The sequence below is a fragment of the Sphingobacterium sp. UBA6317 genome (assembly GCF_002440385.1).
Classification (GTDB): Bacteria; Bacteroidota; Bacteroidia; order Sphingobacteriales; family Sphingobacteriaceae; genus Sphingobacterium; species Sphingobacterium multivorum.
In genome coordinates, this window is record NZ_DJTD01000035.1 from 181,268 (window position 1) to 201,514 (window position 20,247).

Here is a 20,247-nt window from a genome sequence, read left to right on the forward strand (position 1 = left end):
GTGCTGAATTGCGCTGTGGACAAATTTTAATCTACGCGGTTGAGTCTAACTGCTGGAGAAGTGAATAAGCCGAATATGACGCGTTCATTGGTACAATGAGTGCTCTTTAATAACTATATAAAGATGAAAAGCTACGTATTATTATTGGTATTGTCTTCCATAGGGACCATTGCTTTAGGACAAGTAAAGGTGAAACCGCAGATTCCTTTAATGGAGGAAAAAGAATCAAAGATGCCTGTCTTTAAATTGGATTCTTCAGATGAAAAGTATCATATGCCCATTAAGAAGCCAAATCGTGTGGACGGTCTAGCCCCAATGCCAGGAACGGAAAAAATGCCCAAAGGTGATGAGAAAGAAAACAATCTTCCTTTTAGGCGCTTGAATGATTCGCTAAAGGTGAAGGACTTTAAATTAAAAATCGACTCCTTGTATCCAAACAAGCAAAAAAAATAGCGTTCTAGATAGAACGCTATTTTTTTTGCTTTAATCCTTATTGTCCATTATAGCTGGGAAACACGGATTGTATTTGTTTTACCTTTTTCGATTAACGGTGTCGAAGCTGTATTGATAATGATAGATCCAGGTTTAACGTAGTTATTTTTTACAATAAATTTGTTAACATCATGAATAGATCCATCTGTGCTTTCGAACTTGTCGTAGATAAAAGTTTTTACGCCCCAAAGTAGGCTGAGTTGTTTCAGCAATTTTTGTGTTCCTGTGAAAACTAAGATATCTACATTTGGTCTATAACTTGTAATTTCAAACGCTGTTGCACCAGATGATGTCAATACCGCAATTGCAGATGCATTTGTTTTTTGAGCAAGATAAACCGAAGATGCGCAAATCGCGTCCGGAATAAGTGTTCCGTCGTGGATTTCACTAACTTTCTCATTATAATAAGGATAAGAAGTTTGTTCCACGTGGATAATGATTTTGCTCATTGTTTCGATAACGATTTCAGGGAATTCACCAACTGAAGTCTCGCCACTTAACATCACAGCATCCGCTCCATCCAATACGGAGTTGGCTACGTCATTTACTTCAGCACGTGTAGGACGTGGTGTAGTGATCATACTTTCCAACATCTGTGTCGCAATGATTACCGGTTTTGAAAGATCTCTACATTTCTGTACGATGATCTTTTGAAGTCCTGGTACCTCTTCCATTGGAAGCTCAACGCCCAAGTCACCACGAGCAACCATAACAGCATCTGTAGCTTCGATAATGGCATCAATATTTTCAATCGCTTCCGGTTTTTCAACTTTTGCGATGACACGAGCATGGCTTCCTTTTGCCTCGATGATTTTTTTACATTGAAAAATATCTTCTGCCGAACGTACGAAAGACATCGCGATCCAGTCTGCACCATGATCCAGGGCAAAATTCAAGTTGTCTAAATCTTCTTCCGTCAACGATGGGATAGATACTTTGGTGTTCGGTAAGTTAACGCCTTTACGTGAAGTAAGGACACCTCCGTGTACAACTTCACAGGTAACAGTATCTTTATGATTGGTCTCTAAAACACGAAGTTGAAGTTTTCCGTCATCAAGTAAAATGATTTCGTTGGCTTCAACATCGTTTGGAAAGTTTTCGTATGTAATGTAGATTCTGTTTTCGTCTCCGATGAGTTCTTGTGTTGTAATTTCAACTTTTGAACCATTCACGAGAATAGCTCCACCTTCTTTCATTTTTCCGATCCTAATTTTTGGACCTTGTAAATCGGCTAAGATGGCAACATTGAATCCTGTTTCATTATTTATTGCATTTATAGTTTCGATTACCTTAAGGTGATCTTCCTGGCTGCCATGAGAGAAATTCAACCGGCACACATCAACCCCTTTGGCAATCATGTTGGTCAAAACTTGTTTGTCTGCCGAGGCAGGGCCTAATGTTGCGACAATTTTAGTCCTTTTTTGAACTTTTTCCATCTGTTATTTTGTATTTTAAATGTTCTTCATTAATCACAACAAATAGCCTACTATATTGTTGTGTTTTGTCAAAACTAAATCGAATTAATTTAGATCTAAGTTGGGGTGTATTTGCTACACTAACCTACAGTTTGCTAAAATATGAGATTTTCTTTAGATTTCAATATTTTTGGTGATATTTCTTTTGCAATGACGACTTCGGGTAATTTGTTGATCCTTTTGATAATATGTTCCACGTCATCCTCACAGATGTAGTTTTTAATGATGATAAAAAAATCGAAGTGGGGGTTTTCCGGGATTAAATAAGTGCCTTCGATGCTCTTATTGTTGATCAAGAAATATTCGGTGTCGGCATCGGCGATAAGGTAATGAAAAGCAGTGAAGTGGTAGCTTATTTTTTTCTTTGGATCAAAGACAATGTGATATTCAAGCTCTTCTTCGGTTTTGTTTTTTTGTCGACCATCATGGTCGTACTTGCTTTCTTTTCCTCTGGAAAAATTCAGGTTAGTCTCCTTGTTGATGAAATGGCAGAGTCGGTAATCTTTCAACGAACAGGTGATGGCGAGTAGGGTAAAATCCAACTCTTCATTCATGTCCATATCCAATCTTGCTACTAACTTATTGACCACTTTAATGTTTAAATATATGTCCCTCTGCTAACGAAGGTACTAATAATTTTGAGGTAGGAATATACTTTTTGTGTAAAATTTGAGTTAATTAGCTGAGCGTTTGGAATACAAAATATTTTTTGTTATACTTGAACTAAGTTAATATAGAGTGGGTTAGCTAGTATAAGACGCGAATAAGTTCGGTCGCCTAACATGGTGACTTTCATCTAAATATCAATTTAGGTTTGAATTTTGATGAAATTTATTTTTCTTTGCACAGATTTATTAAACAATTAAACTATAAAATCATGTCAGATATCGCTTCAAGAGTAAAAGCAATTATCGTTGAAAAATTAGGTGTTGACGAAAACGAAGTAACACCAGAAGCTTCATTCACTAATGATTTAGGTGCTGATTCACTTGACACTGTTGAGTTGATCATGGAGTTTGAAAAAGAATTCAACGTTGCTATTCCTGATGATCAAGCAGAGACTATTGGTACTGTTGGTCAAGCAATCGCTTATTTAGAAAAAAACGTTAACTAACTAATTTAATTAGGCTAATCGTAATAAATGGAGCTTAAAAGAGTAGTAGTAACAGGATTAGGCGCCCTTACACCAATTGGTAATACCGTCTCAGCTTACTGGGAGGCGTTAATAAATGGTGTAAGCGGAGCTGCTCCTATTACGCATTTTGATGCGTCAAAATTCAAGACTCAGTTTGCATGTGAGGTAAAGGGGTTTGATCCGCATGAATTTATGGATCGAAAGGAAGCTCGTAAAGTCGATCCTTTTGTCCAGTATGCAATTGCGTCAACAGATGAGGCAATTAAAGATGCTGGCTTAGATTTTGAAAAATTAGATACAAATCGTATCGGAGTAATTTGGGGATCAGGAATTGGAGGTTTAACAACTTTCACTGAAGAAGTTGCAAACTTTGCAAAGGGAGATGGAACACCTCGTTTCAATCCTTTCTTCATTCCTAAGATGCTCGTTGATATTGCTCCAGGACATATTTCAATGCGTCATGGTCTACGTGGCCCTAACTTTTCTGCCGTATCGGCTTGTGCCTCGGCTACCAATGCAATGATAGATGCTTTTAACTATATTCGTATGGGCAAAGCTGATGTGATTGTTACAGGTGGATCAGAAGCTACAGTCAATGAAGCTGGAATTGGTGGGTTCAATGCTATGCATGCGTTGTCAACCCGGAATGATGATCCTAAAACAGCATCACGTCCTTTTGATAAAGACAGAGACGGTTTTGTTTCGGGAGAGGGTTCGGGTGCATTGATCTTAGAAAGTTTGGAGCATGCCTTAGCACGTGGAGCAAAAATCTATGCAGAGATTGCAGGGGGTGGAATGAGTGCAGATGCACATCACATCACAGCCTCGCATCCTGAAGGATTGGGCGCAAAACTGGCTATGACAATGGCTGTAAATGATGCAGAGATGGATTTTTCAGATATTGATTATATCAATGTTCATGGAACATCTACACCGGTCGGTGATATTAGTGAAACGAAGGCTATTGTTGACCTGTTTGGTGAACACGCTTATAAATTGAATATCAGTTCAACTAAATCAATGACAGGGCACCTTTTGGGTGCTGCAGGGGCTATTGAAACTATCGCTTCTATATTGGCTGTTCAAAATGATATTGTCCCTCCGACAATCAATCACTTTACAGACGATCCGGAAATTGATAACAACTTGAATTTTACATTCAACAAAGCGCAAAAACGTATCGTTAATGCCGCTTTGAGCAACACATTCGGTTTCGGTGGGCATAATGCTACCGTTATTGTGAAAAAATATAAAGCTTAATGTTTGATCCTTCAAACATGGTTTGATAATATGAGCTAGCGACAGGTTCTTTAACTAGGACTTGTCGCCTTATTTTTAGAAGAGATGCCTTTTGCAAGGATATATAAATTATATTTTTCGCCAGATCGGGAATACGTTAGAAAACTAAAAAACCTGCTAGGATTTGTTCCCGGAAATGTACATCTGTACAAGATGGCGTTTAGACACAAGTCTGTCGCCGTTACAATTAAAGAGGGCGCAAAAAATAGCAACGAACGTTTAGAATTCTTAGGTGATGCTGTTTTGGGTTCGGTTGTGGCTGAACTGTTATTTAAGAAATATCCTTATAAAGACGAAGGGTTCCTGACTGAAATGCGCTCAAAAATTGTCAGTAGAGCAAATCTAAACCAGCTTTCCAGAAAGTTGGGGTTTAATGAGCTTATCCAGTTTGATGCGCGAATGATCAGTTTTCCAAATAAACAAGGATCTTTATTGGGTGATGCTTTTGAGGCATTGATTGGGGCAGTTTATCTAGATAGGGGCTATGTTTTTACCAAGAGCTTTTTGTTGAATCGAATTATTAAACCGCACGTCGATATTCACCTATTGGAACAGACGGAAACAAACTTTAAAAGTCGGTTGATCGAGTGGTGTCAACATACTGGCAAAGAGATTGTATTTCGGCAAACAGACAACCCGGAAGGGGAATCTTCTAAGATGTTTAGTATTGAAGCGGTCGTGGATGGTATTGTTTGTGGACTTGGCCGTGATTTTAATAAGAAGTCTGCCGAGAAATCTGCCGCCGAAAAAGCCTGTGAATTCCTTAAAATTCTGGAAGTAGAATAAAGGATTTTATTAACTTTGCCAAATATGGCAGTAGTAAAACCTTCTTTGGCAAAAGGAACGCGTGATTTTTCGCCTTCCGAAATGATCAAACGCAACTATATTTTCGATACACTGAAAACGGTATTCAGAAAATATGGCTATAATGAAATACAGACCCCTTCATTTGAAAATTTGACGACCCTCACCGGTAAATACGGCGACGAGGGTGATAAATTGATCTTTAAGATTCTTAATTCGGGTGACTACCTGACAAAAGCGCCCGACAGCCTGCTTCACGATAAAAATTCCAATAAGCTCATTCCGCATATAACCGAGAAAGCACTAAGATATGATCTTACGGTGCCCTTTGCGCGCTATGTTGTGATGCACCAAAATGATATTACTTTACCGTTTAAGCGCTTTCAGGTGCAACCTGTATGGCGTGCAGATCGTCCGCAGCGCGGAAGATACCGCGAGTTTTACCAATGTGATGTCGACGTTGTCGGGTCAGAAAGTCTATTGAATGAAGCGGAGTTTATTTTGATTTATCAAGAAGCCTTCGAACGGTTTGGACTGAAAGATTTTAATATCAAAATCAACAACAGGAAAATTCTTTCGGGTATTGCTGAAATCATCGGCAAACCGGAGCTGATCGTAGACATGACTGTCGCGATCGATAAATTGGATAAAATCGGGTTGGAAGGTGTCAACAAAGAACTGTTGGAAAGGGGTTTTACAGAAGCAGATCTTGCTATTTTGAAACCTATAATTTTATTGGAAGGCTCAAATGATGAGAAACTTGCTTCCTTAAAAGCGATTTTAGCAACTTCTTCTGTCGGCTTAAATGGTATTGCAGAGATTGAGGATGTGTTTGACTATGTGGCCAAATTAGGTGCTGAAGAAAAGTTGCTTCATCAAATTATAGATCTGGATATTACATTGGCCCGAGGTCTCAATTATTATACGGGCTGTATCTTTGAGGTCAAGACGAATGAGGTTGCCATGGGAAGTATCGGTGGAGGTGGCCGCTACGATGATCTTACAGGAATGTTTGGTTTGAAGGGACTGACCGGTGTAGGCGTTTCCTTTGGTGCAGACCGCATTTATGATGTGCTGGAAGAGTTGAACTTATTTCCTGCTGGGAAAGCTGATTCTACCAAGCTCCTGATCATCAATTTTGACAAACAGCTGGAAAGTTATACCCTGAGCTTACTCAACAAGCTTCGCAAGGAAAATATCGCTTCGGAACTCTATGCATCTCCTGTAAAATTGAAAAAACAAATGGGTTATGCGGATGGGAAGGGTATTCCCTACGTGTTATTAGTCGGTGAAGAGGAGGCTGCATCGGGGCAATTGTCCTTAAAGGACATGGAAAGCGGGGAGCAGGTAAAGGTAACTGAAAGTGAGCTGATCCAAAAACTTCGATAGCAAACAGTTTGCATAAAATAGATTAAGCCAAATGATTATTAAGTTCTTTGGCTTTTTTATTTTCATAAGTTTTTGATTTATTTGATTGTGCCGTTCATTTATTTGTAATCAAATGCTATATACTTTAAATCAAATGTCTTAGAAGTGTCTTAAAGTATAAATAAAATTGATTTTTGGGCAAGGAAATTCGTCCAAAATTATTAGATTTGTAGTCTAGAATAGTAAGAAAATCAAAACTTTGAAATGAGTTCAACACCTATAACAAAAGAGACATATTTGGAGTGGTATAAGTCTATGTTACTTATGCGTAAGTTTGAAGAAAAAGCAGGTCAACTTTACGGACAGCAAAAGATTCGTGGTTTCTGTCACTTGTACATAGGACAAGAGGCTGTAGTCGCTGGAACGATGTCAGTAATCAAACCTGAGGATTCTCTAATCACTGCTTATCGTGATCACGCCCACGCTTTGGCTAAAGGCGTTTCTGCAAATGCTTGTATGGCTGAATTATATGGAAAGATAACTGGTTGTTCAAAAGGTAAAGGAGGTTCTATGCACTTCTTCTCCAAAGAGCACAAATTCATGGGTGGCCATGGTATTGTTGGAGGTCAGATTCCTTTAGGTGCTGGTATCGCATTTGCTGAAAAATATCTTGGTACAGATAATGTAAATATCTGTTATATGGGTGATGGAGCTGTGCGTCAAGGTGCATTCAATGAGACATTGAACATGGCGATGTTGTGGAAACTCCCTGTTATCTTCGTATGTGAAAACAACGGTTATGCAATGGGTACTTCTGTACAACGTACAACGAACATGCAGGATATTTACAAAATGGGCTTAGGTTTCGATATGCCTTCTGCTCCGGTTGATGGAATGGATGTTGTTGCTGTACACAATGCGATGGACGAAGCTGTTCAACGTGCTCGTGCAGGTGAAGGTCCAACGTTCTTAGAAATTCGTACATACCGTTACAAAGGACACTCAATGTCTGATCCGGCTAAATATCGTACGAAAGAAGAGCTTGAAGCGTATAAAGACCGTGATCCATTGTTGTCGACTAAACATGCTATTTTAGAAAACAACTATGCGGATGACGCTTGGTTTGCAGAGGTTGAGGCTGATGTGAAAAAGGTCGTTGAAGAGTCTGTAAAATTTGCAGAGGAATCTCCTTATCCAACTGCAGATGAATTGTACAAAGATGTATATGTACAACAAGACTATCCATTTATTTTAGATTAATACTCTTTAACTTGATAATATAATAAAGAATGGCTGAAGTAGTAAGAATGCCGAAAATGAGCGATACAATGACCGAAGGGGTCATCGCGAAATGGCACAAAAAAGTTGGTGATAAAGTAAATTCTGGTGATTTAGTAGCTGAGATTGAAACAGATAAAGCTACAATGGACTTTGAGTCTTACCAAGAAGGAACTCTTTTATATATTGGTCCTAAAGAAGGCGAAGCAGTAGCTATTGATGCTGTTATTGCTGTTTTAGGTGAGCCAGGTGAAGATTTTCAAGCATTGTTGAGCGGTGATGCGCCTGCAGCTGAAAAAGCACCGGAAAAAACAGAAGAAAAAAAAGCAGAAGAAGTTTCTGGTCCAGAATCTTCGGCTAGTACTGTAACTCCTGAGGAATTGGGATGTACGGTAATTACAATGCCTTTGTTAAGTGATACCATGAAAGAGGGTGTCATTGCGCAATGGAACTTCAAAGTTGGTGATACGATTAAATCTGACGATGCTATTGCTGATGTAGAAACTGATAAAGCGACAATGGAAGTTACAGCTTATGCTGATGGTACTTTATTATATGTTGGCCTTGAAGCTGGACAAGCGGCAAAGGTTAACGACATCATCGCGATCGTTGGTCCTGCAGGAACTGATATCACACCTTTGTTAAATCAAAAATCTGCACCTGCAAAGGCAGAAACTGCTGAAGCTCCTAAAGCTGACTCAGCTGCTGCTGTAACTGCCGCACCGGTAGCATCGACTTCAAGCGATGATTCTCGTGTGAAAGCTTCTCCTTTAGCACGTAAAATTGCACAGGAGAAAGGTATCAACTTAAGTGATATCAAAGGTTCCGCAGATGGTGGCCGTATTGTGAAGAAAGACGTAGAATCATTTGTTCCTGTTGCTGCACAACCTGCGGAAACAAAAGCTGCAGCCGCTCCTGCAACAGAAGCAAAAGCAATCACTTTACCTACATTTGTTGGTGAAGAGCGTTATACTGAAAAACCAGTTAACCAAATGCGTAAAACTATTGCGCGTCGTCTAGCAGAGTCATTGTTTACAGCTCCACACTTCTATTTGACTGTATCAATTGACATGGACAATGCAATGGCTGCTCGTGCGCAGATTAATGAGGTTGCTCCAGTAAAAGTTTCTTTCAATGATATCGTTGTAAAAGCTGTTGCTGTTGCCTTGAAAAAACATCCTGCCGTAAACTCTTCATGGCAAGGTGATAAAATCCGTTTCAATGAGCATACCAACATTGGTGTTGCAATGGCTGTTGAAGATGGTTTATTAGTCCCTGTTGTGCGTTTTGCAGATGGTAAATCATTGTCGCATATCTCTGCAGAGGTGAAAGACTTCGCTCAAAAAGCGAAAGCTAAAAAATTACAGCCTGCCGATTGGGAAGGATCTACATTTACAGTGTCCAACTTAGGTATGTTTGGAATTGACGAATTTACATCCATTATCAACTCACCAGATGGAGCAATCCTTTCTGTTGGTGCTATTCAAGCAGTTCCTGTTGTTAAAAACGGTGCTGTAGTTTCTGGTAATGTAATGAAAGTGACATTGGGTTGTGATCACCGCGTGGTCGATGGTGCAACTGGAGCTGCATTTTTGCAAACATTAAAATCTTTGGTTGAAAATCCAGTAAGATTATTAGCATAATCCTTTAGTTGAGGAATTAAAAGCCACTTTAGTAATAAGGTGGCTTTTTTTATGGCCTTAATTGGTTAATCTTATGATAGGGAAAAGTTTTTTTACCTATAGTTTTCCATCGTTATCCATTTGTTTGAAGTAAGCCCAGGTTGTCCGTTGCTAGAGTGAAAGAGACTGCGCACATAAAAAAGGTAACATATCCGATGAATATCAATTATTGTGGTGAAAAATTCGTTTTTTTATACTAAAATCTTCATTTTAGCATTATTATCAGTAGGCTGGTCCTTCTATTACGAGCTTCAATAATTTAATGTTGTTTAGAACAAAGGAAATAGGAGGTATTTATTGATAAACAATACATAAAACACAAAAATCCGGGAGACTTAGTATAGTGAAATTATTTTTTTTAAAGGGAATGGTCGCTCTTTTGATGGTATCTACAGTGGCTTGTAGTTCAAAAGAGAAAAAACAGAAGGAAGCAGCAATAGCGCAGGCAAAAGCAGATAGCACGAGACTCGTCTATAATCCAAATAATGCAGATCAGAAAATCGATGCTTTTATGAAAAACCTTCATTCAAAAGCTGCATTCAATGGGAACGTTCTTGTTGCTAAAGATGGGAAAATCTTATATCAGAATATATTCGGCTGGGCCAATTACTTAAAACGGGATAGTCTAAAAATAGATGACAAATTTGAACTCGCTTCAGTTTCTAAACCGTTAACAGCTGTCGGAATTTTGAAGTTAGTGGAGGCAGGAAAGCTACGTCTCGATCAAACGATCAATGACTTCTATCCGGATTTTCCTTATCCTGGTATTACCATAAAAATGTTATTGACACACCGCTCGGGATTACCTAATTACGTTTATTTTTCGGAGGAACATTGGCCTGATCGCAAGAAAGGAATGACAAATCAAGATGTGATGAAAATGCTGACCGAATTTAAGCCTAATCGCTATGGTGCGCCAGGAGGCCGTTTCTTTTACAATAATTCGAACTTTATGGTCTTAGGGGCCATTATTGAAAAGATATCAAAGCAAGATTATGCGACGTATATGAAAGATAGCGTATTCAATGTTGCCGGAATGACAAATACAGCCGCACTCTCTAAGGCCGTGTATGATAAAATTCCGACCAACGTTATCGGGCATGATAAGGTATGGCGAAGATCGGTGGTGCAAAATTTTCAGGATGGACCGCTTGGTGACAAAGGAATTTATAGTACAGTGCGTGACCTTTATCGTTTTGATCTGGCTTTGAGAGATGGACGATTGTTAAAGCAGTCAACATTGGATTCAGCATACCGAGGATATCCCGATGCCAAAAAAGGAATTTTTAGCTATGGTTATGGTTGGCGTACCTTTGAGCATGGTAATGATCATATCGTATACCATACAGGCTGGTGGCACGGTTTTAGACATATTTATGTAAGAGATTTAAAAAGAAACATTGTTATTGTTTTACTTTCTAATATGACCAATGGAAGCTTGGTCAAATTGGATGAGCTTTATAAAATCATGGGAATGCCGGTATTGCGTAAAAATGCCTATAGCAACCATGGTGATTTTATCATCGATGAGTAATTTTTGAGCGATGCTACTTTGAGAATTTAGATTATCTTCTTTATCCTATTGTAACGAGAAGGCAAAGAAGATAATCTACATGCCCTGAGTATGCATGCAACAGGTAAACACAAAAGATATAAAAAGGGATGAAAAAAACATTGATTTTAGGTGCTAGTACCAATCCTTCACGTTATTCGAATAAAGCCGCAAATATGTTGCATAAACATGGGCATGCTATCGTTAATATTGGCTTGAGTGGAGGAGAAGCCGCCGGAGTTCCTATTGAAAAGAAAGGTGATATCCATACAGATATTGATACGGTGACAATGTATCTTAGTGAGCCTAATCAGAAAGAATATTACGATTATATATTAGCGACGAAGCCAAAACGAATAATATTTAATCCTGGTGCGGAGAATTCAGCATTGGAACAGCTCGCTATGGAGCACGGTATTAAGACAGAAAGAGCCTGTACTCTTGTCTTGTTGAGTACAGGGCAGTTTTAGATTTTGGATTTATGAAGCAATTCAACCGATAGGTACTTCGTGATAAAATAATTTGTAAGTCCCACGGTATTGCTGTCGAGATTTAGGCTTGACACTTTTATGTCACAATGTTCCTTCAATATTGCCATGGTATAAGAATTGATGGCTTGCTGTATCGGAATCGTGATCAGTTCATTTGCTTTTGCAATTTTCCCCCCCAATACGATCAATTCGGGGTTGAGGAGCTGTATCAAGGATGCAAATGCTTTCCCTAGATTTGTCCCTAGTTTTGAAATCTGGTTTATTGCAAATTGATCACCTTTGTTTGCAGCTTCAATAATATGCGTTGGTGTTAAATGTTGTAATTCATCGGGTTGCAATTCGTTTAATTTAGTCAGCTCTCCTTTCTGGATTTCCTGTTTCGCATTGTTGACTAAAGCAATTCCGGAAGCTACGGTTTCCAAACAACCTCTTTTCCCACAGTAGCATAGTTCGCCATTATCGATAAAGGGCATATGTCCCACTTCGCCGGAGTAGCCATCACGTCCCAGATAGACTTCGCCATTGGACACGATTCCTAAACCAATCCCCCAATCCATTAGGATAATTAAACTGTTTTTTGTGTTTTTTGCCAATCCAAATTTCAATTCAGCATAAGCAGCGCCTTTGACGTCATTGAGAATGAAGACTGGTTTTTTATATATGCGCTCAAAATAATTTGTTATGGATTGATTGTCGTCATGTAAAAAAGTCTCGTTGGTACCTTCTTCAGCGTTGATTAGCCCAGGCATACCAATGATAATCCCTGTTAGGTTCTCGATATCAACTGATTTATCGATAAGATATTGATCAACGATTTGTGTGATAGCGGCTAGATTTTCTCCATTGCGAGATAATTCATTATCCAGCTCAACAGTTTCAGCAATAATGTTCTGGTTGTTGTCCATTATGCTCATAGTGATAGAGAAACGTTGGAGCTCAATCGAAAGCACCTGAAACAATCCATCACATAGCTTATATAAATTGGGTTTACGTCCGCCAATAGATTCTCCTTTGTCAAATTGACGGATAAAATCATCTTCCAGCAACTCTGCAATGAGGCTATTCACCGTAGGCAGGCTTAAATAGAGGTTTTTTACAATGTCATTTACCGATACAGATCCTAATTCGGCTATTAATTTTATAATGGAGATTTTATTGAACAGATTTTTCTTTTCAGGTTTACTCTCCAATTTTTTGTTAATCAGTAAGTTTACGGCTTTAGTCATAAAACATCATATTTTGAAATAGAATCCTCAGGGCTTTAATTTAGCAAAAGTTTTGGAATCATTTGGTTATTTTTCTCACTTGACAAACAAGTGGGCTAATTAGCAAAAAGGGGATAAGATTCCTTATCCCCTTTCTACGTATAAGTTAAGACTATTTGAGTTTTTTTACTCGAATATCTTTAAAGAATACTTCGGTACCGTGTCCAAGGAACCCGATATGACCAGAGGTTCGTTTAAGTCCAGGATGTTGTTTGCCATCCAAGGTTCCGTTTTTGCTTGCCTCGGCGATATCCGCATCAACAATAACAGCGCCATTTAGTGTAACTTTGATACGATTTCCTTTCACGACTATTTCCTCGGAGTTCCATTCACCTACAGGTTTTAAATGACCTTTTTTGGCAGGAACAACACCATAAATCGAACCGTGATATTGGTATTGCTTCAAGTCTTTATAAACATCTGCGCCATCATCAAGTACCTGGATTTCCATTGCCTCATATGCGGCGTCCCCCTCTAGAGGAGCCCTTATTCCCACACCATTGTTGGCACCAGGGGTCAATTTGAAGTCGAAGCGATAAATGAAGTCTGCGTATTCTTCTTTTGTGTAGAGGTTTCCACCAAATTTTGCATTTGGATACACCCAGATATAACCTTCGTCATTGATGACATAGGCTTGGTTTTCTGTCCACTTGTCGAGGTTTGTTCCATCAAAAAGTACTTCAAAACCTTCTTTTTTCTCTTGATCGCTCAATTTAAAGATTTGCTTTCTTGGGAATTCCTTGATAAAAAGATCTCTATAATAAACAACTGAACCATGCGCTTGTAACTCAATTTGTTCGGTAGGGAAAATGGATTGGTTTCTATCCCAATAGTTTTCAAGAGGAATATTATCAGTTACTAACTGTCCATTTAACCAAACCGTGACTTTATCGTCTACCATTTTGATTTTAAACGTATTCCATTCGCCGGTAGCATTGTCGGCAACCTTCAATGGTTTGCTTTCATTTTTCTGGTTGTTATATAATCCACCAGAGCCAACTTGGGCACCGACTCTTGTATTCGCAATATCCCAAATCTGTACTTGTGGAGTACCTCTCAAGTAAATACCGGCATCACCTTCTATACCACCATAGTTCTCCAATTTCCAATCTACAAGCATTTCAAAATCGCCATATTTTTTTACGGTAGCCAGGTTATCTCCTTTACCACTGAAGGTAATTTCGCCATTGGATGCTGTCCAGCCTTTGCGCATGATGTCATCGGCTTTAGCTTGTTCTGCTGCTAAAGTTTTCTCCTTCATCTTACTACGTTTGATCGGATCCGCTACCAAACCTTTCCAGCCACTTAGGTCTTTACCATTGAACATCGAAACGTAACCCTCTTTGATGGGCATTTCAGCGAGATAGCGAACAACGGCTTCTTTAAGGTATCCACTTTCACTACCCGACAATTTACCGATTACCTGTTCAAGAACCTCTCTGACCTTTTTTCCATAGAACTTGTTGTCCATTGCAATGTTCATTGCTACATTGGCAGCAGTTCCGCCCAGTTGTGCATCGTTCATTAAGTCGGCGGCAAAAACTAAAGACTGGTATGTTCCTGTAGGTTGTAACACCGATAATGCTGCTTTTTTCTGATCTGCTGTTTTGGCAACGCTGAATGCATCTCTTAATAACAACGTTTTCTGTTCAGGCGTATTCGAAGAAGAAGAAATTGATTTAATTAATCCCCGGTATACCGTATTGAACAGATTATCGTCTTTTTCTGTTCGGGAAAGAGATACCAATTCTGGAAGTGCGTTGGAGGAAGACCAGCCAGCCAAAGATTCAATTGCTGCTGACCGTAGACTTGTATTATTATTGTTAAGGTATGCAGTTACAGCTTTCAATGACTGTGCGTCACCAAGCCCAGCAAAAATAGGGAAATATTTAGCGGTATTAGGCGCTGCTGATTTCGCTATATTAGTTGCTAGTTTTTCTGTTAATCCTTTTGAATTTGTGCTTGACTGAATCACATTGACAATGGCACGCTGCAATAGAACGGCAGATTTATTATCTGTCGTATTGTTTAGCCTATTGAATAGTTCTTCTAAATCCGACTCCTGGGCAACATTGGGAAGTGCTTTGTTGATCGCTTCTTCGACAGCAGGATTTGAACTCTTTATTGCTAATACAGCTTTGGATGACGCATTGTTGGAACGTTTACTTAAAATATCCAGTAATTGAATCTTTTTGTCGTCATCTACCGTGGCGAGCGCATTGTTGACATCGGTAACAACATTTGCATCTTTAGATGATAGGATCAACGCCTTTACCGAATTGTTGAACTGTTGATCTGTGTTGAGAGCCTGGATTAAAGTATTGGTTTCTTTTCCCTGTGATAGTGTATTTAGTGCACTTAATCCAGCTAATTTAGTTACTGGAGATTGTGTTTTATTTACTAACGCCTGGATTAGTTTTAAACTGCTTGCCGAACCATTGTGGGCTAAGTAGTTCAATACACTTTCTTGAACTTCAGGCGTACCCTTGCTTGCTAAAGCAAGCAAGCTTTTTGCGTCGCTGCCCTTTCCGTATTTTCCGAGTAATTGTAAAGCAATGTTACGGTAAGCACCATTATCGCTCTTAACTGCTGCTAATAAGTTCTTTTGTTGTTTCGCCGGGTCAAGAGTTGTCAATAATTTAAGCGATGCAATTTGACCGTTGATTGATTTGGCTTTTTGGGATTCTTGGAAAAATTTGTTCAGAAACTTGATTGCATCTTGATCATGCTTATTGTCGATCAATGCTTGGGCATAGTCGATACCAAGACCAACCGCATCAAATTTGTCGTAGCTGTAACCTGCAGCAGTTAGTTTTTCCTGGAACAGCGATTCAGAAGCTGTGCCACCTATTTTGCTTAATGCGATTAATGCTGTCCGTTGAAAACCGTCCGAATTATATTTTTTGGTCAATCCCAAAATAGCATTTTCAGCATTTTTATCCTTTAAATCTCCGAGTGCAGTAACTAAGGCAATAGCAGTTTTCTCTGTCGTTGACGCAGCTAAAGCTTTTTCTAATGCTGCTGTCGACTCAGGGGTACGAATAGATACCAGAGTTCTCGCTGCAGCATCGGCAAGATAATCGTTTGCCAAGCAATTTGCGACAGCGGGTATAGCGGTATTATCTGCACATTGACGTAATAGGCGTAGGGCAAAGACCTGATTTGTTGGTTCACTCAATTGCGAGATGGATTTTGCCAAACCTTCAACAAAAACTCTTTTATGCTGTTCTTTACCTGGTTGATTTACATAGAATGAATAGCTGTTTGCTGCAAATTCTATCGGAGCATTATTGCTTCCCGGTGCTTTAAGTCCCTTGAGGAAAGTGACAACGTCGTCAGACGAAAAACCTTCCAACTCATGCATGGCAAGCAAAAATTTTTCTTTGTCTTCGGCAGGCTGCTGTGCCAATACGTCTGCTATTTTGGTTGCAGTCGTTCTATTTTGTGGTTGCTGAGCGTAAGTTGCACTAGATATAAGAAGCAATACAGTCAGCGAATTGAATATTCTTTTCATTGGGATTTCTTTTTAAATAGACCAAGGGCCTCTCATTGGTTGGTGAATCAATCTATTTGCGGCGTCATCATTAATAAATAGCTCGTTTTGAGAGTCGTATTTTAATGATCTGTTTAGTCGCAATGCTGCTAACCCCATGTTGACCAAAGTACAAGAACGGTGTCCATTGATTTCATTCAGTGCAAACTTTTCTCTTGTGCGCACAGATTCCAGGAAGTCGGTAATCTGTGGTGCTGGTTCAGGATATTGTGCAAGTTTTCTTTCCAAATCTGGTATATCTGATTGAAACCCTCGATATAATTTACCTTTTGGACCTTCAATATAGGCTGCCTTTTCATCTTTCGCTTCACCATCTAGAATGATCTGACAACCATCGGCATAGGTAAATGTAATTCGTCTCCATGTGCCCACGGCATCCGGATGTTGCTGCGGAGCATCAACGTCAACAGTAACGGGACTTTCGTTGTCTTTTCCTAAGAAGTATTGAACAGGATCCATATAGTGTTGTCCCATATCTCCTAGGCCGCCGCCATCATAATCCCAATATCCTCTAAAGGTCGTATGTACACGGTGCTTATTATAAGGTTTGTATGGTGCTGGGCCTAGCCAAAAATCGTAGTCAAGTTCCGCTGGTACTTTCTCTTCCGGTAGGTTTTCCTTTCCTACCCAATAAAATTTCCAGTCAAAGCCCGTATGTTTGCTTATCGTCACTTTCAAAGGCCAACCCAACATCCCTGTATCAACTAATTTTTTGATTTTGCTTACGGGAACATTCATTCCATAAAAATCATCCTTAAAACGAAACCAGGTATTTAAACGAAAGATATTACCATGCTGTGCAATGGCTTCTTTCACTTTTTTACCTTCACCGATAGTGCGTGTCATCGGTTTTTCACACCAGATATCTTTTCCTGCTTTTGCCGCTTCAATGGACATCAGTCCATGCCAATGTGGCGGAGTAGCAATATGTACGATATCTACTTCCGGAGATTTAATCAACTCCCTAAAGTCATGGTATTCCTTCACACCACCGCCTAAGTCTGCTTGTGCTGCCGCCAGATGGGTTTTGTCCACATCACAAATAGCTACTGTTTTAGTTCCGGCGTAGCCAAAGTGTCCACGCCCCATATTGCCGACACCAATTACACCTTTGGTTAGATGGTCGCTCGGAGCAAGATAGCCCTGTCCTCCGAGTACAAAGCGTGGTACAATAGAAAATGCCGCAGCACCGACCACGGATTTTTTTATGAAATCACGCCTTGATGAATTCTGTTCTTTCATTTTGGTTGGATTAGTTGTTTTATAATTGATCCACTATTAGGCTGTTAAAAATAACGGCATTGGATATTTAATCTTAAAAATAGATAAAAAACTGATAAATGTAAACTGATAACTAAAATTTTACGTATTGTTTATTTGTGTTTTATTAAAAAATAACAAAAGAATACTGTTGAATTCATTTCTTTCATATATAGTGTCCAATTTTTGCCTATGCCACGTCATTGTGTCTGCTAAATTGTTACATTTCAGCTTGGTAACCGACCTGTCGGATAGATTCGGAAAGCCCTACCGATCAATTTTTCTCAATCGTTTTCGTAAAAGAGGCTTGATTTCAGTCGAATAATCCAGCATCTTTATGGTCGCTCTGATAGCATTAAATCCTAATGATGAATCTAAGAATACTATTTTTACTCGTTTGCATCCTATGCCGGCCATTTGGAGGATCAGCTCAATTTAGAATTCCCGTGTTGGGTCATACGATCTATGAAGGTGTATTTACCGGAAATGGTCTACTGGGAACGATGACTTACTTAGCCGGCAAGAATTCAATGCGTGTGGATATTGGACGAACTGATGTTTATGATCATCGCGCGAATTCGGCCGATAAATTGTTTGATCAGGCGCGTATGTCGTTAGGTCATTTTGAAATGGAATTTGAAAGCCCGATTGTACAGGCACAAGGAGAAATTTATTTAAAAGATGCTTATGCAGAGGCGAAAGTCAGCACGGATAAGGGCATAATGAGAATTCGGACAACCACCTTATCGAATGACAATATTATCTTGCTGGAGGTATTTAAAAAAGATTTTAACGGGAATTACCAGCTTACATGGAAACCCGACGAAGCCATCAGCCCAAGGATGGGATTCAGCTATACGCAAAAACCGAAAAACTATCCGACAAATCCAAAAGGCAGTTTTGGTACACAAGGCGGAATTAAATATTTTGACCAGCCTCTCTTAGCGGGGGGAGGGTATGTAACGGCTTATTGGAGCAAATCTGATAAAGAAGTGGATACCTATTTAATTACTGTAGATTATAGCCAGCATGGGACTGCTTATTTCAAAAAGGCGATTCATTATGTTCGGAATTTTAATGCTCTACAGTTAACGAAAGGACTGGCATCCCATCGCAAGTGGTGGACAAACTATTTTAAGGCATCGACGCTAGAATTGCCAGATACGGTTTATCAGCGGTTTTATGATATGCAACTGTATAAGCTTGCCAGTGCAACAAGGTCAGATAAACCCGCCATGGATTTACAGGGGCCATGGACGAGTCCAACTCCTTGGCCAGCTTACTGGCTTAATCTTAATATGCAACTTGCTTATTCACCAGTTTTCAAAGCCAACCAGCTCGGTATTGCAAACTCGTTGATCCAGATGATTGATCGAAATAAAGATAAGCTAAGACAAAATGTTCCCGAGCCTTATCGCTATAATAGTTTGGCTGTAGGTCGCTCCTCGGGACCAAGTTTATGGAGTCCGGTTCTTCTGGCAAAAAATGTTGCGCTGGAAGGCGCTTCCGATGGAGAAAAAGAATTGGGAAATCTCGTTTGGCTTCTGCATAGTTATTATCAGTATTATCGAGCGACCCTTTCTCAGGAAGTATATGATCGCTTGTTCCCGCTACTGAAGGAAGCTATAAATTATCATTTGCACTTATTGCAAAAGGACCAACAGGGTAAATACCATATCGGGGTGAAAACCTATTCACCGGAATACCCTAAAGGTTATGCTTATGATACAAATTATGATCTTTCCATTTTCAGGTGGGGACTCAAGACACTTATAGAGCTGGATCAAGAAAGAGGCGGCAAGGATAAACTTTATGCGGTCTGGAAAGACGTGTTAGCCAACTTGATTGATTATCCACAAGATGCCGATGGCTTTATGATCGCAAGAGACCTTCCCTATGGTGAGTCGCATCGTCATTATTCGCATCTCATGATGATTTATCCGTTTTACGACATAAACTGGGATCAGGCAAATAACCAAGCGCTTATTGAACGTTCTATTGCACATTGGCAGAGCCAAAAGCAATGGTTACAGGGCTATTCATTTACGGGTGCTGCCTCAATGTATGCCATGATGGGGAGAGGAAATTCGGCTTTGGCTTCGCTGGATGTTTTGTTACAGAAATATTTTAAATCCAATACACTATATGCCGAAAGCGGTCCGGTGATAGAAACCCCACTCGCAGCGATGGCGAGTATTCAAGAACTGTGTATGCAGTATTGGAATGGCATATTACGTGTGTTTCCTGCAATTCCTTCTAAATGGAAGGATGTTTCCTTTACCAATTTTTTGACAGATGGTGGAAATCTCGTATCAGCGGAGCGTAAAAATGGAAAAACGGTCGGCATCCAAATCCGAAGTCAATATGGCGGTCGTCTACGTTTAAAATCCGATATCGGAACACCAGAGGTAAAAATACAGGGAAAAGGTACCTTTACTGTAGCGCAAGACGGAATAATTGATCTGCAGCTCGATAAGGGAGCAGTCGCTTTGATCAACGCACATGGATAATCGAGCTTAGAGAAAGGAAGACAGGAAAAGCTGGATAGGCAGATGCTTTGAACCCACGCTCCATATTAAAATGGAGAAAAGAG

15 protein-coding genes are annotated in these 20,247 nt (G+C 39.6%); 10 read left to right on the forward strand and 5 right to left on the reverse strand.

The annotated features are described in order from the left end of the window. Positions 1-123: 123 nt before the first annotated feature. A complete protein-coding gene (locus B3E92_RS11205; RefSeq protein WP_070561571.1) occupies positions 124-453 on the forward strand; it encodes a hypothetical protein in 330 nt (109 codons plus the stop codon). Positions 454-500: 47 nt separating this feature from the next. On the opposite strand, the gene pyk is transcribed toward B3E92_RS11205, so the two are convergent. Further along, positions 501-1,928, reverse strand: a complete 1,428-nt coding sequence (gene pyk / locus B3E92_RS11210; protein WP_070561569.1) for a pyruvate kinase — start codon at positions 1,926-1,928, stop codon at positions 501-503. 134 nt (positions 1,929-2,062) lie between these two features. Beyond that, positions 2,063-2,557 carry an IPExxxVDY family protein gene (locus B3E92_RS11215; RefSeq protein WP_236560104.1) on the reverse strand — a complete coding sequence of 165 codons (495 nt, stop codon included), beginning with the start codon at positions 2,555-2,557 and terminating at the stop codon, positions 2,063-2,065. 287 nt (positions 2,558-2,844) lie between these two features. On the opposite strand from B3E92_RS11215, the gene B3E92_RS11220 reads away from it, so the two are divergent. The 8 genes from B3E92_RS11220 to B3E92_RS11255 all read left to right on the forward strand — a co-directional run bounded on the left by B3E92_RS11220 (position 2,845) and on the right by B3E92_RS11255 (position 11,555). Then, entirely contained in the window at positions 2,845-3,081 is a 237-nt protein-coding gene (locus tag B3E92_RS11220) for an acyl carrier protein (protein WP_028070665.1), read from the forward strand. 27 nt (positions 3,082-3,108) lie between these two features. Next, the gene (gene fabF, locus B3E92_RS11225; protein ID WP_046674847.1) at positions 3,109-4,362 is read left to right on the forward strand and encodes a beta-ketoacyl-ACP synthase II; all 1,254 of its coding nucleotides are present in this window, start codon (positions 3,109-3,111) and stop codon (positions 4,360-4,362) included. Between the two features lie 84 nt (positions 4,363-4,446). Beyond that, on the forward strand, positions 4,447-5,187 hold the full coding sequence (rnc, locus tag B3E92_RS11230) for a ribonuclease III (RefSeq protein ID WP_046674848.1): 741 nt from the start codon (positions 4,447-4,449) through the stop codon (positions 5,185-5,187). 24 nt (positions 5,188-5,211) lie between these two features. Continuing rightward, a complete protein-coding gene (gene hisS / locus B3E92_RS11235; RefSeq protein ID WP_070561565.1) occupies positions 5,212-6,594 on the forward strand; it encodes a histidine--tRNA ligase in 1,383 nt (460 codons plus the stop codon). 243 nt (positions 6,595-6,837) lie between these two features. Next, positions 6,838-7,833 carry a pyruvate dehydrogenase (acetyl-transferring) E1 component subunit alpha gene (pdhA, locus tag B3E92_RS11240; protein WP_046674850.1) on the forward strand — a complete coding sequence of 332 codons (996 nt, stop codon included), beginning with the start codon at positions 6,838-6,840 and terminating at the stop codon, positions 7,831-7,833. Between the two features lie 29 nt (positions 7,834-7,862). After that, the gene (locus tag B3E92_RS11245) at positions 7,863-9,494 is read left to right on the forward strand and encodes a pyruvate dehydrogenase complex dihydrolipoamide acetyltransferase (protein WP_286778582.1); all 1,632 of its coding nucleotides are present in this window, start codon (positions 7,863-7,865) and stop codon (positions 9,492-9,494) included. A 382-nt stretch (positions 9,495-9,876) separates the two neighbouring features. Next, on the forward strand, positions 9,877-11,067 hold the full coding sequence (locus B3E92_RS11250; protein WP_070561562.1) for a serine hydrolase domain-containing protein: 1,191 nt from the start codon (positions 9,877-9,879) through the stop codon (positions 11,065-11,067). Between the two features lie 128 nt (positions 11,068-11,195). Further along, complete coding sequence (locus B3E92_RS11255; RefSeq protein WP_070561561.1) at positions 11,196-11,555, forward strand: CoA-binding protein; 360 nt, start codon at positions 11,196-11,198, stop codon at positions 11,553-11,555. On the opposite strand, the gene B3E92_RS11260 is transcribed toward B3E92_RS11255, so the two are convergent. The 3 genes from B3E92_RS11260 to B3E92_RS11270 form a co-directional block, all read right to left on the reverse strand. Continuing rightward, the gene (locus B3E92_RS11260) at positions 11,552-12,802 is read right to left on the reverse strand and encodes an ROK family transcriptional regulator (RefSeq protein ID WP_046674854.1); all 1,251 of its coding nucleotides are present in this window, start codon (positions 12,800-12,802) and stop codon (positions 11,552-11,554) included. The two genes, B3E92_RS11255 and B3E92_RS11260, sit on opposite strands and share 4 nt — an antisense overlap. Positions 12,803-12,953: 151 nt before the next feature. Then, on the reverse strand, positions 12,954-16,355 hold the full coding sequence (locus tag B3E92_RS11265) for a DUF1080 domain-containing protein (protein WP_070561560.1): 3,402 nt from the start codon (positions 16,353-16,355) through the stop codon (positions 12,954-12,956). A 12-nt stretch (positions 16,356-16,367) separates the two neighbouring features. After that, entirely contained in the window at positions 16,368-17,636 is a 1,269-nt protein-coding gene (locus B3E92_RS11270) for a Gfo/Idh/MocA family oxidoreductase (RefSeq protein WP_046674856.1), read from the reverse strand. Between the two features lie 383 nt (positions 17,637-18,019). On the opposite strand from B3E92_RS11270, the gene B3E92_RS11275 reads away from it, so the two are divergent. Further along, on the forward strand, positions 18,020-20,164 hold the full coding sequence (locus B3E92_RS11275) for a glycosyl hydrolase family 95 catalytic domain-containing protein (RefSeq protein ID WP_070561559.1): 2,145 nt from the start codon (positions 18,020-18,022) through the stop codon (positions 20,162-20,164). The last annotated feature ends 83 nt before the right edge of the window (positions 20,165-20,247 follow it).